The 13,939-nt window shown below is 58.9% G+C and carries 20 protein-coding genes; 6 read left to right on the top strand and 14 right to left on the bottom strand.

Annotated elements, in window-relative coordinates:
* Positions 1 to 498 (top strand): peptide deformylase, encoded by a 498-nt coding sequence (def, locus tag JNL86_00595; GenBank protein ID MBL8041400.1) that lies wholly within the window; start codon positions 1 to 3, stop codon positions 496 to 498.
* Here def and JNL86_00590 read toward each other — a convergent pair whose 3' ends face one another.
* Positions 499 to 945 (bottom strand): sel1 repeat family protein, encoded by a 447-nt coding sequence (locus JNL86_00590; GenBank protein MBL8041399.1) that lies wholly within the window; start codon positions 943 to 945, stop codon positions 499 to 501.
* Positions 946 to 1,198: 253 nt separating this feature from the next.
* Complete coding sequence (locus tag JNL86_00585; protein ID MBL8041398.1) at positions 1,199 to 1,591, bottom strand: hypothetical protein; 393 nt, start codon at positions 1,589 to 1,591, stop codon at positions 1,199 to 1,201.
* Between the two features lie 163 nt (positions 1,592 to 1,754).
* Between JNL86_00585 and JNL86_00580 the strand changes: the two genes are divergently transcribed.
* The gene (locus tag JNL86_00580) at positions 1,755 to 2,570 is read left to right on the top strand and encodes an rRNA pseudouridine synthase (protein ID MBL8041397.1); all 816 of its coding nucleotides are present in this window, start codon (positions 1,755 to 1,757) and stop codon (positions 2,568 to 2,570) included.
* Positions 2,571 to 2,857: 287 nt separating this feature from the next.
* A complete protein-coding gene (locus JNL86_00575) occupies positions 2,858 to 3,295 on the top strand; it encodes a hypothetical protein (GenBank protein ID MBL8041396.1) in 438 nt (145 codons plus the stop codon).
* A gap of 107 nt (positions 3,296 to 3,402) precedes the next feature.
* Here JNL86_00575 and JNL86_00570 read toward each other — a convergent pair whose 3' ends face one another.
* From JNL86_00570 to JNL86_00560, 3 genes are all read right to left on the bottom strand, one after another.
* Positions 3,403 to 3,819: a hypothetical protein gene (locus JNL86_00570; protein MBL8041395.1), complete on the bottom strand. Its 417-nt coding sequence runs from the start codon at positions 3,817 to 3,819 to the stop codon at positions 3,403 to 3,405.
* A gap of 114 nt (positions 3,820 to 3,933) precedes the next feature.
* Positions 3,934 to 4,842 carry an alpha/beta hydrolase gene (locus JNL86_00565; protein ID MBL8041394.1) on the bottom strand — a complete coding sequence of 303 codons (909 nt, stop codon included), beginning with the start codon at positions 4,840 to 4,842 and terminating at the stop codon, positions 3,934 to 3,936.
* A gap of 370 nt (positions 4,843 to 5,212) precedes the next feature.
* A complete protein-coding gene (locus JNL86_00560) occupies positions 5,213 to 5,968 on the bottom strand; it encodes an MBL fold metallo-hydrolase (protein ID MBL8041393.1) in 756 nt (251 codons plus the stop codon).
* 214 nt (positions 5,969 to 6,182) lie between these two features.
* Between JNL86_00560 and JNL86_00555 the strand changes: the two genes are divergently transcribed.
* From JNL86_00555 to JNL86_00545, 3 genes are all read left to right on the top strand, one after another.
* Positions 6,183 to 6,362, top strand: a complete 180-nt coding sequence (locus JNL86_00555) for a hypothetical protein (protein MBL8041392.1) — start codon at positions 6,183 to 6,185, stop codon at positions 6,360 to 6,362.
* Positions 6,363 to 6,391: 29 nt separating this feature from the next.
* Positions 6,392 to 6,583, top strand: coding sequence for a hypothetical protein (locus JNL86_00550; GenBank protein ID MBL8041391.1), 192 nt, complete (start codon positions 6,392 to 6,394; stop codon positions 6,581 to 6,583).
* A 145-nt stretch (positions 6,584 to 6,728) separates the two neighbouring features.
* Positions 6,729 to 7,277, top strand: a complete 549-nt coding sequence (locus tag JNL86_00545; protein MBL8041390.1) for a hypothetical protein — start codon at positions 6,729 to 6,731, stop codon at positions 7,275 to 7,277.
* A 26-nt stretch (positions 7,278 to 7,303) separates the two neighbouring features.
* On the opposite strand, the gene JNL86_00540 is transcribed toward JNL86_00545, so the two are convergent.
* From JNL86_00540 to JNL86_00500, 9 genes are all read right to left on the bottom strand, one after another.
* Positions 7,304 to 7,810 carry a hypothetical protein gene (locus JNL86_00540; GenBank protein MBL8041389.1) on the bottom strand — a complete coding sequence of 169 codons (507 nt, stop codon included), beginning with the start codon at positions 7,808 to 7,810 and terminating at the stop codon, positions 7,304 to 7,306.
* Positions 7,800 to 8,885 carry a DUF2252 family protein gene (locus JNL86_00535; GenBank protein ID MBL8041388.1) on the bottom strand — a complete coding sequence of 362 codons (1,086 nt, stop codon included), beginning with the start codon at positions 8,883 to 8,885 and terminating at the stop codon, positions 7,800 to 7,802. The genes JNL86_00540 and JNL86_00535 overlap by 11 nt, the downstream gene beginning before the upstream one ends.
* 100 nt (positions 8,886 to 8,985) lie before the next feature.
* A complete protein-coding gene (locus JNL86_00530) occupies positions 8,986 to 9,264 on the bottom strand; it encodes a DUF2442 domain-containing protein (protein MBL8041387.1) in 279 nt (92 codons plus the stop codon).
* On the bottom strand, positions 9,180 to 9,530 hold the full coding sequence (locus JNL86_00525) for a DUF4160 domain-containing protein (GenBank protein MBL8041386.1): 351 nt from the start codon (positions 9,528 to 9,530) through the stop codon (positions 9,180 to 9,182). Before JNL86_00525 ends, JNL86_00530 begins: the two co-directional genes overlap by 85 nt.
* Before the next feature lie 321 nt (positions 9,531 to 9,851).
* Positions 9,852 to 11,252 (bottom strand): GTPase HflX, encoded by a 1,401-nt coding sequence (hflX, locus tag JNL86_00520; GenBank protein MBL8041385.1) that lies wholly within the window; start codon positions 11,250 to 11,252, stop codon positions 9,852 to 9,854.
* Between the two features lie 774 nt (positions 11,253 to 12,026).
* Entirely contained in the window at positions 12,027 to 12,239 is a 213-nt protein-coding gene (locus JNL86_00515; GenBank protein MBL8041384.1) for a hypothetical protein, read from the bottom strand.
* 161 nt (positions 12,240 to 12,400) lie between these two features.
* On the bottom strand, positions 12,401 to 13,393 hold the full coding sequence (locus JNL86_00510; GenBank protein MBL8041383.1) for a restriction endonuclease: 993 nt from the start codon (positions 13,391 to 13,393) through the stop codon (positions 12,401 to 12,403).
* Between the two features lie 57 nt (positions 13,394 to 13,450).
* On the bottom strand, positions 13,451 to 13,774 hold the full coding sequence (locus JNL86_00505) for a hypothetical protein (GenBank protein ID MBL8041382.1): 324 nt from the start codon (positions 13,772 to 13,774) through the stop codon (positions 13,451 to 13,453).
* Between the two features lie 54 nt (positions 13,775 to 13,828).
* The coding region (locus JNL86_00500) for an IS3 family transposase (GenBank protein ID MBL8041381.1) at positions 13,829 to 13,939 on the bottom strand (111 nt) is incomplete at its 5' end.

Genomic DNA, 13,939 nt, shown 5'->3' with positions numbered 1-13,939 from the left:
GTGGCAATCCGTCCGATTCTGCATTACCCCCACCCGACACTGAAGATCGACAGTGCCGCCGTAATCCCCGATGATCCGGCGACACAGGCCGTGGCGCAGGATCTCCTCGATACCCTCGACGCCTCACCCGGTGTCGCGCTGGCGGCGCCGCAGATCGGCCATGCCGTCCGTGTGATCGTCGTGGATGTCTCGCGCAAAAAAGGCGAGAAGGGGCACGGGCTGATCGTGATGGTCAACCCCGTCATTCTCGCGTTGGAGGGTCGGAAGATTCTACGGGAGGGCTGCCTCAGCGTGCCGGATTACACCGGCAATGTCCTGCGGTATGACCAGGCGGTGGTGGAAGGCCTGACACTGGACGGCCGCGTTGTGACGCTCACCACCTCGGGATTCGAAGCACTCGCGTTGCAGCACGAGGTGGACCATCTGAACGGCCTGCTGTTTCTCGACCGCATTCAGTCGCTCAGCACGGATCTCTTCAGACGAAAAACCTCAAGCTGATCACTTCCTCGGTCGCCACCCCTTGAGGCGTGCCGCGATGGCTTCACGCTGATCCGGCGTGAGCATGGCCGACAAGGCATCGCGACGGAGACTGGCCCGCCCGCTGTCCTGCCGACTGGCGAGAGAATACCAAAAGAAGGCCTCGAGCGAATCCTGCGTCACGCCTTGCCCCTGCTCGTACAGCATGCCCAAATCCCGCTGCGCCAATGCATGCCCCTGATCCGCCGCAAGCTGGAACCAGCGCACGGCTTCGCCCTCGTCGGTCGTCCCCAGACTGCCGGTGAGCAAGGCCTGCCCCAGCATCCACTGGGCATTCGCGTCCCCCTCGCCGGCAAGCGCCTGGAGTTGATATTCGGACGAAGGATCGGCCGACACGACCGACACCACCCCGCAGACCAGCGCCGTCACGGCCACCATTATCACGTGCCATCGCCTCAGCTCCGTCATGCAGACTCCCCGTCGGACAGCCTTGAAATCGGCGAGGATGGCTTCCGCCGCGTGACGCCCGGAGCGCAACGTCCCGGAGGCGAAAACGTTGCCGCAGGAATACACACCAAGATGGAACCAAGGCAAGCGCGGGCCATCCCGGCAAGACCGGCACCGATGATGATGACACGTGGATCAACAGGCATGGTGGGCGATATTCTAAACGGCGACCGGACAGGACTCCAAGCCCCGACGGTAGTCTCGTCGCGAGGCACTACACCTTCTTGCAGACCACCTTGAACTCTGCTTCGCCGTCACTCCCCGGCGTGACTCGCGACCATTCCCGCGTCGCCTTGCCCGCCTGCATGGGGCGGCCCTTGCCCATCTGCCCGGCGTAGTACTTGGTCTGCAGCGGCCGGCTCTTCCCGGCTTCGCAATCGATTTGTTTCTTGATCTTCACCGACCGGTACGTGCCCTGCGGAATCTGCCGATCGACCTTGAAGTCTTTCAACGTCCAGAACGTGACGGTCTTACCGGTCGGCCCGATCGTGGCCATATCGACATAACCGTCGTACTTGTGCGTGCCCCCGACCAACACCCACTCCGCAGATGCGGTCCCACCGACCAATAAGATCGCAGCTATGATCAGCAACACATATTTCGGCATTGTCTGTCCTGTGTTTCCGCATCGAAGACCGAGCCCAGCACCATCGGCCTCCTGCTATCGGCATTTCATGACATGTAGCCGCCTGGAGTTCAAGCCCCCTGGTGCCCATCTCACACCATCTTCACAGCTGCTTTTTCGTCCGGCCTCCGTGTAGAGTCGTCTCATGCCCAACCCACGCAGCAAGAAGCCTGTGCCGCCGCGATCGACGGGCAGGCCTGCGCCGAGAGTCCCAACAAACACCGAGGCGACAGGGACCCCCAAACGGGTCACGCTAGACCGTCTCCTGTCGAAACTCGGCATCGCCAGCCGGAGCCAGGCCCAGGAGTGGATCAAGGCCGGGCGTGTCCGCATCAATCAGCGCGTGGCGCGCACACCGGACACCTGGGTCGACTGGCCCGGCGATGCCGTGACGCTGGACGAACACCCGCTCGAACAGAGCCCGCCGCGCTTCATTCTGTTTCACAAGCCGAAAGGCTGCGTGACCACGCATCACGACGAACAGGGACGGCGCACGATCTTCGACGTGCTTCCTCCGGAAATGACACGCCTGCACGCGGTCGGACGGCTGGACCAAGCAACCAGTGGGTTACTCCTGCTGACCAACGATTCCACGCTCTCGAGTTTTCTCACCGATCCGCAGCACCAGGTCCCGCGCGCATATCTCGTCACGGTTCGCGGCGAGGTGACCGATCACATCCGACACGCAGCGATCGACGGATTAGAGGATGAGGGCGAGTACTTACACTGCAGCGACGTGACTATTCAGAAACGCTCCGGACGCGAATCGCATCTGGCCGTCACGCTGACCGAGGGCAAGAATCGTGAGATCCGTCGGCTCTTCAAAGCCCTCGGCCATGAAGTGACGAGGCTGCGACGCATTGCCTATGGTCCCTTCACGCTCGGCGATCTCCCGCCCGGATCATGGCGCGAACTCCCCATCGCGGAAGCACACGCGCAACTCATCCAGGGTTTTCCCTGAGACGACCCATCGCCGGTTCTCCTGTCATCACAAGGGTTTTCGCGCGCCTCGCCTTTTCCTACATCCGCGCGCTGCTCGCTCGATGAAACAACTTGCCAACCACCGACGCTGTGCTAAGGTCAATACAGCAGGCGAAGCGTTCGGGAACAGACAGTCCGCATCGTACTGAACAACCCACTCCGCTCTCGTCCTCCACAACATTTCACCACCGTCGCTCCCGAGCAGGGATGGGCCGGCTCAAACAGCACGCCGGTCGGATACAGGAGATCAGACACATGAAGGAGATCATGAAGCGATTCGCCACCGGACTCACCACCCTGGCCTTTGCCGCCGCCTTAGCCGCGCCGGCGCTGACCTACGCCAACGGCCCCGACAAGGCGCCGCTGGAGATCAAGGTGCGCGTGAGTGAAAAGGGATTCTTCGATGAAAAGGGCAAGCCCTATGGCGGAAAGCGAATGCTGCAGATCCCCAAAGATACGATGGTGAAGATCACCTTCGTCTTCGGCGAAGAGCTGACCAGCCTCGCCGCGGGAGATACCCATCAGATCGCCCTGCGGGCCGAAGATGGGTGGAAGCAGGAGACCAGTCCGCTGTGGATGATGAACCGGGAATCGACCGTGAGCTTTCTCGCCGGTGAGAAGGGCCGCATGCAGTATCGCGCGTACTGCATCCTCGACTGCATCGGCATGGAACACCTGACCAACCTGATCATCCAGGTCGTCTGAGCTTCACCCCGACGTCACAGTGCGAGGAGGCTCCACGTACCCGTGCAGGACGTCGAGCCTCCTCCTAAGCCGAACCCACGCCGCCGGCGGCCTGTATCAACAGCCGCCTAGTATCCGCGGCCCGTGCTGCCACCCCCGCCACCCATCCGCCCCAACGGCAACGCGTCATAGCGCGTCTTGAGATCCGGATGCGCCGCCAGGTAGCTGTTCACCGCCGCCTCGTCGGCAAACACGTCCTTGCTGCGTGCGCGATAGTCCTCCACCGTCAGCCCGCGCTTGGACAGAAGCGCGCTGAGCTTGGCATGGATGTCGTCGCCCATCTCTTTCATCTTTTCCTGCGACGGCCGCTGGCCTGAGCCATACGATTCCCCGCCCTTGAAATAGTTCGCCATCATCTCGCCGATCTCGATGCGGGCGTTCACGAATGTCTCCAGGTCCGCAGGCTCTGCCGCCAGGCCGGTCCCGACACACAACGCGAGCCCCAACGAGACCCCGATGAGATGACGCGATAGCTGCATGGTCATAGTCTCTTCTCCCTATGAGTACAAGAAAGTGGATACAGGTCCGGCATCATACCATCCTCGAGGAACGCTGTGCATAGGCGGCTGTACCCAGGCAGCGTGCCCCGTTCTGCCCGTTCACTGCGGCAGCTGCTTGAGAAACTCTCCGAGCACGGTGCGAAACCGATCCGGGTCTTCCGCCATCATGAAATGGCCGGTCTTGAATTCCACGAGTTTCGCGCCGGGAATCTGCCCCTGAATCCCCAGGGCGATGGCCGGAGTCGCCACATCATCCTTCGCACCCACCATGATCAACGTGGGCACCCGGATCGCCGTGAGTCGGCCATGCACGTTGAACTGCGACATGGAGGTGAGGGCTTCCCGGATCACCGTGCCGTTCCAGGTGGGAATCCGCTCGAGCAGCGGCTGATAGGTTTTCATCGGCGTGCCGTGAGGAAAACTTTCGACGATCATGCGTGTCGAGACCTCACGATAGTCGCGCGGCATGCCGATCGTCTGGATGTCCTGATCCAGAATCATGGCGCCGTCGGTCGTGGAGACCAACACCAACGCCCGCACCCGTTCAGGATGATCCAAGGCCAACCGTTGCAGGATCATCCCGCCCATCGACACACCGACCCAAACGGCTTTGTCGATCTTCAGCTCGTCTGCCAGCACGATCAGGTCGTGGGCAAATCGATCGATCGTGAAACCGGTCGGCGGCTTTTCCGAATCGCCATACCCGCGCAAATCCACCGCGATGCCGCGAAACTCCGGCGAATAGGCGCCGACGTATCTGGGAAAGATGTTGCTGGTCGTCACCACCCCGTGCACGAAGATGATCGGATCACCCGTGCCCGCCTCCAACACGCTCAGACGCAGACCGTCCACGTTGACCAAATGGCGCGTGAAGGGTTGATCGGGAGGAATGACGTCGGCCAGTTGAGGCGGATGCGCGCCGCTATTGGTCCGCACCGGCGGGGCCGTCCCCGCACAGCCGACGACCCCAATCAGGCCTAGCGCGAGCAGGATTCGAGCAACCAGCATACGGCTCCCCCTTCAGGACAGGCTGACAGGCAATTTGTGTAGCCTAAGCCGTCAACCGAACAGATTCAATACTGGATTCAGAGATGGCCTTGGTACAACTGCGCGTGTCGCCGCCAGCGATCCGCACTGGCCGTGAACAAGCGGGCGGCAAGGCCCTGAGGACCGCGTGGTACCAGCCTGAGGCCTTCCGACCCGGCACTCTGTTCGATCGTCGACGGAGATGTGGTTCCGTCTTTCATGTGCGCGCCCTCCCATGCGCCAGACTCGACGCCCGTCACGAGGGCAGCCGGGTAGGTGTCTCTCCCGGATCATCCTGCCCAACCGTCATGTGGCCACATGAGAAGCGGATGAGTGCACCATGAACAACTCTTCATGGAGCGGGAGCGGTCGCAATGGCGGCGCCGCCGCCGAGCACCTCACGGAAGACCTGAGCCAGATCGCGTAGCGCCTGCGCCCCGTCGCCGACAAAAACCGAGCCGTGCATCGTCGCCAACGTGTTTGGTTTCAACGCCGCCAGCCTGGTGAGTGTGGGCTCCGTCAGCGTGCAATAGGGCATGTAGTTGGCCAAGGGGCCTTGCTGATACTCTTTCAGCACCTCGCGACAGCGCCCCACGACATCCGACTGGGTCGTCGGTTCACCATTGCCCGCCTGGTGAAACAGATCTGAGCAGAGCAGAGTCCGATGGGTGTCTTCGAATAAGAGACCCGACTCCCAGCAATGCGGCACATGCGGCGTCGCCAGAAATTGAAACCGGTATCGGCCCGTGTGCAGGACCTCCCCGTCCGCCATCCCCTTCGCCGGACGGAGCGCGAGGCAATCGTCCACACTAACCACTTTCCCGACCAGACTACAGACCGCGTCCGACTGCGGAGCAACCCGTTGCCAGTCCGGCAGGGAGCCGCATTCGTCGGCCTCGAAATGGCTGAAGCTGATCCAGCGGAGCCTGCGCACATCGATCAGCGACGCAACCGCGTCCTTCACGTCGGCAAACAGCGCACGCGGGCCGGTGTGAAACAGCAGCGGCTCTTCATCGCGCACCAGGAACTGACTGAATTGCAGATTGAACGGTTCGAGGAAGGTCGTGAGACGGAACAGATCCGGAGCGACTTCGGTGATCTTCGCCATGATGCCCTCCAGAAAGAATGGACCCGGCATCCTAGCCCGCGAATCGGCCAGGTGCAAGCGAAGGACGACCGGCAGAGTGCAACAGCAGGACCACCTCATACACCAGGGCGATGCCCTCAATGGACCAGGGATTCCGCTAGTCGTGGCCTCAGCGCCTACGCGGTAGAACAACAACAGGCACGTGCTTCACCCGTCATCACCGCAGGAGGCCACCATGAACAAGCCACGTCAGCACCCGATTCGTCGCACTGACAGGCAGCGTCCCGATCGAGACCATGACAACATCGGGCCGCTGTCGGCACGCGAGTTCATGAAACGACCCTCGTCGGAACTGCTTGCGATCGGGAGACACATCCAATGGACACGCCTGTCGCCGCCCGACCCAGCGGCCTGAGTCGAGGCACGGCATTGATGAGGTGCACCATGTACACCAAAGACAGTCTCCTCACCCATGACGAATACAAAGCCGCCGAAGCCGCATTCCGTGCCCTTCCGCTGAACTCCCACTGGTCCCGACGCGCGCAGATCATCTATATGGGCATTCTCGAGGTCACCCGCGGCCAGGACATTGTCGAGAATTACCATTGCGAGATGGCTGTCGCCGCCGAATCCTGACCCGCATTCCGCTCACATCTCCGATCTCGCACACCGCAGGCCCCCGCAGGTCCCTCGTCGACGAACGCCCGGGGCCTGCGGCCCGCGTACAGGATTGAAATCCCGCGGCAAGTGGCGTAGAGGATGGCGTACGGGAGGTCCGATCATGACCCGACGGTTGTTCTTTACGTTGTCTGCGCTGCTCTTCTTCACCCCGCCTGTTTTTCCTCAAAGCCCTTGTTCGGATTGTTTCTACACCGCCGAAGTAGAAGTCCAGAAATGCCTCGATAACGCCATCAGTGCAGGCGATAAAAACAGCTGCCTGGAAAACCGGCGGGTGCGCCTCAAGGCCTGTAGCGACAACCAATGCCAGACGGTCAGGGAAGCAGTGGCGACCACGGAGGCGCCCGCGACGCCTCCCCGTCCAGGGCTCGCACCCTACATGCCGTCGGAAGGCGAATGGCTGGCCGTCGTGATGAGAGCCGGCTTGCGACGAGAAGCCAGTCCCGACCGTCCCTATTCACTCGACATCGTCCTCGCCGATCCGCAAACCCTCCAGATCATCGTGCACCATGCCGCCACGATGGATCGGGCGCAGGTGAAGAACGTCCTCGAGACCGCGAAGGACGCGATCAGAAGCACGGCCAGAAGTTACGGCTGGGACAAGTGGGTCAAAATTCGAGAGACGGTCGACAGTTATGCGGTGAAAAAATGAGGGACGACAGCGACGATCCTGACGGATCACTCCATGATCAGCATGATCTGCGCTGGCGTGAGAAGCGCGCCCGGTTGATGGCGGCCCAGCCAGGCCAGGGCGTCCGGTCCGGACAGCCCTAAGACCGATCGGGCCAGCAACGTCGCAAAGAGTGCCGTCCGTCCGAGTCCGGCGGAACAGTGGATGAGAAGATTGCGCCCCTGTTCGGCCTGCTTCCGCGCCTCTGTGATGACGTCGGATACGCGGCCATCGACCGGAACGCCGTAGTTGGGAATCGGCAGCGAGAGCACCGAGAGGCCTTCCGCGCGATAGAGCGCCGGCAGATCCCTCCCCGCTTTCTCCCGGCATTCATCAAGCTCGGCCAACAGGACCACGCTGTGGATGGCGGCGGCTCGCCACTCCGGCAGCAATGTGCCTTCAGGATCGTAGAGGCCGAACGGCATCGCGCTGCCGTAGATCCGGCCGGGAAGATTGAGCGGGTATGCCGTCAGCGGCGTCCCGTTCTGCTGCGCGCGTGGTGTGTTATCCGGCATGGTGCTCCGCCCAGTCGTTCCAATCCGCCAGGATCGCCTTCGTCATCGCCTTCGCCGCCTTCCGCAACCACGTGGATTTTCGCGCGGCCAGATCGCGCTGCACAGCCGGGATGATCGTCCCACTGGCGAGATGCACATTCGCCGTTTCCCAGCCCATGGCATACAGCAACTTGCCCTCGTCTCGTTTCCTCGGCAACGCCGTCAGTTCAATGCGCGAGCAATAGGGCGACAGCCGCCGAAGCAGCCAGTAGCCGTCCATTCGCACGAAGGGATCGCGACAACGCACAGCTTGCTCCAACATCGATTGATACAGCAGCGTGCCACCGCCCTTCTGCCCTTGAGCCCACAAACCGGCGGAAGCGACCAGCCGCTTGGCCTCACGAGCCACCTTCCCGCCGCGCCACTCGGCCAGCGCCACGAATCGCGGCCGTCCCAGACTGCCCAAACCCGACCGACGACGACGAAAGCCATACGAGAGGTTTGCCTCCGGCATCACCTGTTCAATGGCGTTTGTCACGTCGTGAGACACCGTGCCCTGAACCATCGGCAGGGCCTCCATTTTCGCCCAGAACTTCACCGGATCGCGCAGCGAGTTCGTCGCAATCTCGCGCAACCAGGTATGCTGTTCCGACAACACGAACGGCCGGCCACCAGCCCGCAGGCCTTCGCGGTAGCCGGTCAGGATCGCCTCGCAAGCCTCGTCCAACTTGACCGCGAGGTGTTCCGCCCGACCCGCAAGCTTGGCACTGACCACTAGGCGAACCAAGTCGCTCGTGTAAGGAAACACGCAGGCCTCGTCAAAATCATTGATACCCCAGATCAGCCGGCCGTCGCTGTCGCGCCATGTGCCGAAATTCTCGACATGCAGATCCGCGACCGCCCGCAGCACCGGCGCCGTGGCGAGGTCGGCACAGACCTCCGACCAGACCTGCATCCAGCGGTAACAGGTGGCTCGAAAAAATGAGAAGGCACTCTGCGCCATCAACCTGTGCTTCAGCTGCAGATCCGCCGGTACAAACGGCACCTGCCGCGCCGACCATCGCTCATAGGCCTGAGTTGCTTGGAGAATGTTCATCTGTGCAATCGGTTGAGTCGCGCTAAGGTCTCACGTCTACCGCTTGATCCCAAGACGTGGCGAGGAGAGATACGAGGAGCTGACTATTACAGCCACGCGCTCAACGAGCCGATTTGATCGCGTATGTGGGGAGAGAGGTTCCTGTGAGCCGCGCGTACAGCACGACAGGGTCGAGATCTGCTCCATTGGGCCAATAAATGGTCCCGAGTGCTGGATCGACTGACAACTCTCGAAAGCGGACGAGGTCCTGCAGGGGTGCAAAGACACCCTCAAACCGGATGATCGTGGCCAAGTCTAACTCGCCCTCAACGCCATCTTCGAACCGCAGCCGTACCCGATACCCGTCAAGTGCTGTGGCTTCGACAAGATCTTTGAGCATGATGCGTACTCCAGCGGTCTAATCTTTTTCAGCGGCGCTCGCTGCTCGGCTAGTGACCAATCTTCCCGCAACTCGTCCCGATGTAAGGCACCCCACTCCGCAACTAGTCCAAGCGCCCGTGGGGGCAGGTATCCATCCAACAGCATCAGCGAATCGATGCCCATGATTGCCTTGTAATCGCTGTAACGAACGTGGAAATGAGGCGGTGCATGATCGTCGTAGTACATCGTGATGATTATACCGAAGAACCGACAGAGCTCAGGCATTGGAGACGATTCTAGCCAATTCAACTTGAGAACGCCAGCGAACCGCTTTTGCAGACATTGAATTGAATAGAAGGGATCGTGCTGCCTGGCATCATTGATCATCGCGAGATAGGTTCCAGGTGGGCGTCGATGGATGGGGACCAACAAGCGACCGAAGCATGGGCGTTATTTACGATGCGCCGAGTAGATACATGAATAAACAGAATATATTGAGGCTCGGGCTGCGGGATGGTGCCAGAAATGATGATCGTCCTCCGCTAAGGTCTCACGTCCGGCGGCAGACCGCAAGCCATGAGCGGGAGAAGGTAGATGTGATGAATGCTACAGTTTCGGAATGTGCGCGAGCTTCTGTTTGATCGCAGTCAGGTTCTCAGGAGTTGATCGCACCCGTAGCGTGAGCCCCTCGGCATCATATTCTTCGGACAGGATTCGCATCCGGGCGCGGATCTCCGCAACGAGCTTCTGAGCGGTAAACGGAATGCGTAATTCCTCGTCGAGCATATCGCTCTCAAAGTAGCCCATGATGCGCTCGCGGAGCGCCTGCAGATCGTCTTTGTTTCTCGTGGACAGTATGACCGCGTCGGGATATTCCGCCTTGAGTGCCGCGAGTTCATTCGTCCCTAGACGATCTCGCTTATTCAACACCAGCAAGCTGGGGACATCCGTGGCGCCGACTTCCCCCAACACCTTCCGCGTGACGTCGAGTTGGGAGCGAAAGGAAGGATCCGAGGCATCGACGACGAACAGCAAGAGCGATGCGCTGGCCGCTTCATCCAGTGTCGACTTGAACGACGCCACCAGGTCATGCGGGAGCTTCTTGATGAATCCCACCGTATCGGACAGGAGCACTTTCGGACGCGTCTCAGGATACAAGGGCCGGATCGTGGTATCGAGCGTGGCGAATAGCTTGTCGGCCACGAGCACCTCGCTGCCCGTCATCGCACGCATGAGCGAGGATTTCCCGGCATTGGTGTATCCCACGAGCGCGACCGTCAATTCGTGTTCCCGCCTGGCGCGGCGCGTCTGATGCTCGTCCCCGATCGCCGCCAATTCCTCCCGGAGTTCTTTCGTACGATCGCGGATTCGGCGCTTATCGAGTTCCAGACTCGTCTCTCCGGCTCCTTTGCCCCCGACTCCCCCGCCCTGCCGCTCGCTACCCCCGCCGGTTTCCCGCAACCGCGGCGCGAGATAATTGAGCCGCGCGATCTCCACCTGCAGCCGGGCCGCTCGGGTGCGCGCGTGCCGGCTGAAAATCTCAATGATGACCCCGGTACGATCCAGCACCGGCACGCCGGCCGCACGTTCAAGGTTTTTCAATTGAGACGGCGACAGATCACAGTCTACGATAACAATCTGCGCCTGTTCGTGAGGGCCTGGAGCAGCCTCGATGGTTTCGTCCGATTCGTCCTCGTCTGGTTCTTCCTCGACATCTGAATCATCCGCCTCGTCCTTCGCCGCCGCCTTGTTCTTCGAGCGACCAAATGCCGATTCGATTTTCCCGGACCCACCGGTCCAGAGGGCCAACTCGGCGAGTTTGCCCTCTCCCAGGACCGCCGCATAGCGATCCGAACTCCGCTTTTGCGTCACACGGCCCACGACGTTATACCCGAGGGTCTTCACCAGACGGGTGAGCTCCTGCAGCGAACTGTCCACATCCTCCGCAGTCACGCGGGGGGTGCGGATCGCCACAAGCACGGCATTCGGTTGTGCGGGCTTCGACATTGCAGGCCTTTCCTTGAGCACGGCTTCGTGAGGGTCGGCATTGTAACAGGGAATGTCGTGTGAAAACCGCTCGCGTGGTAGTACTTCTCTAAGACTCCCGGCCATCATATGCGTGGCAACCGGGATAGATGCCTTGTACAGAGAACCCGTCAAGGCAGAGGCCGTTGCGAGCGGGTTAGCTCGTTAGACAATCAACTGCTGCCTGTGGTCGAGGCAGGTCTTCATCGTATCGATACGTTGAGGCATGCTGACCGTGGGGAATTTGTATTTTAGGCCGTGACAGTTCATGGGCAACAGTCGCTTTGAGGGAAAAATGTGGGCGCCGCGTCCTCCAAACCGTTTGGAAATGACTATGCGACGACCCTATACTTCCTCACTTTCATCCATAAGCACGCTCTCGCAACTCTTGCACCATGTGCGATATACCACATCGAGTAGTCGTGTCTCGGAGTCCACATGTTTACTCTCAAAATCTGCTCGGGAATAATTCCTCCCGCATTTCTCGCATGACGCAGGGAGTACTATGTATCGCCACTCCGATGCGTTGGGAGACATGCAGTTATCCTCCTAATAACGCATCAATGGTAGGCCCATCGTTCAAAGCTATTCCCCAGAGATCTTACATCCTTGTCTAAACCCAAGCCGCTGTCTATCTGGTCAACCCTTCCTTGGCCGAAGACCGCCGCCGATGGGTTAAGTGCTGTCGGAGGCAGGGCAAATATAGAAGCCTTTGGTAAGGAAAGTCGAAAGATATAGTGAGACCTCCTGCCTCCCTTAATCAGCATTCAGTCTATCCCATTTGATAAGCTTTGAAGGTTTCTTCCCCTTGTACGGATACCAACGAAGCCCACCAATCGAGACCACAAGTGTTCCCTGACGCTTTGTTTTTCTTTTTCCCCATACAACAATCGAGATACCAGTCTTGTCGAGCCAAATGGTTTGCTTGATATCAACACTTGCCCACTTGCTTGGTCGTCCCTGAGGCATGCTTGCTTTCCTTCCCTGTGAGCATTTTTTCTCACCCTCGACAGATTTATCGCTTTTGGCCGCACTAACCGTAAGTCCGAGTCGATTCAGATGCACAACGTATACAACAGATTCGGCTTGTGAATGCCTGGAAGCTAGCTTGTCATTAGATACGGAGCGACCTAGCCTTTTGTGAGAAATGTCTGCAACCCATTGTCTATGATGGTCATGGCTATTTGTTCGCCATCCATAAGGTTTATTTGTATTCCCTTCTCCAGAAATAGTTTTTCCGACAATGCGTGACAATCCTCGGCAAAACTGCCCGACGATACTAGCCATCCTACTGTAAGATTCTCAGCCTCTAACCCACCAGCTAGCTGATCCACATACTCACTGGTCGTCTGGCCTTGATGCCATTTGACCTGTATGCCAACTCGAATCTGCATAGGACCGAGAGGAAACTCAGACAGAATATCGACGCCCTTATCATGTAACCTCGGCACTAGCTCGGCGCGCGAAGCACCGATCGCTTTCAGCAATGTCTGAACAAGCCGCTCGAACCGTCTTTCATCCATGTACCCTGAGTGAATTTCTTTCAGGACGGCTTGGCTCATTTTTTGCCGCAATTCCTTTTTGAACAAATTCTCCGGGTCAACACTCTCTGCCTTTGAAGCGAGCTCTAGAGCCTCAACGATCTCCTCGATCAAATCATGTGCGTAAGCGGACGTTTGTTGAGTTTTCATACGAGAGATTAAGCCTGAGCGGGCAAAATCTCGGCGGATTGGTTTCTTGTCGTTTAACCACTTAACCGGCCTACGGTAGCAAGTGTCAGTTTTGTGAGCTTGTTCGGAATCATCATAAAAAGGGGCACCCGAGACCTCGGCGAGATAAAAAGTCCCATTCTTATCAGGGACTACAACCCAATCGCCTTCGTGCATCTCGTTTAGGAATCGCCACATCGTACTTGCCCCGTATCCGGATTTCCTAAGATTCTTCTCTCCGGAATAACAACTTTCACTGACTATCTCGCGAAATTTTGAATAGTCATTCTCCCCAATCAGATCTCTTGCATCGGACCAACCATTGACAATGACATTTCGTGGGAGCGATATGATCTCCAGGGCACGGATCCCTCCAGGGGATTGTCTCAGAATGAAGGCATTTGAAGGGGGCATTGATTCCTCGCATCAGCTGTGAGAATTGGAAATCAAAGGCGGGCAAGAGTCTAGCCATTAGACGCCAAGGACCTTCGCCATTTCTTCGCTCCCACCAATGATTGGTTGTGTATACCGATCTTTCAGCTCTAACAACGACTTGTCCTCCGAGACAAGGTAGTGGGCTTCACCATCTATTGCACAGAGAATAAATATTTCATCGTCCAAGTCGGAGGGAGGTACAGCAGCTGCTGTCGTGGTTATGTCAACCCTTGTGAAGGCACCCATAATGTAGGTGATCATTTTCTGAACCCGTTCTGAGGGATGACTGAGATCGACCAACTTCTCAAGATACTCACCAATGATCTTTCCGCAGTAGAGTCCACGGTGGGATTCGGCCACTCGGATCAGCACGCGGCGGCATGTTGGCCTGCTGCCGGTTTCGTTGACACCCTTCTACGCTTCTGTCGCTTGTCGTTCGAACTCCATTGGACTGAGATATCCTAACGTGGAGTGCCGCCGTCGCGGATTATAAAAGCGCTCGATGTAATCAAACACATCGGCCCT

Source organism: Nitrospira sp. (assembly GCA_016788885.1).
In the GTDB taxonomy this organism is placed as follows: Bacteria; Nitrospirota; Nitrospiria; order Nitrospirales; family Nitrospiraceae; genus Nitrospira_A.
Note: the sequence above shows the minus strand (reverse complement) of the source record. Positions and strands in the feature narration are given on the sequence as shown.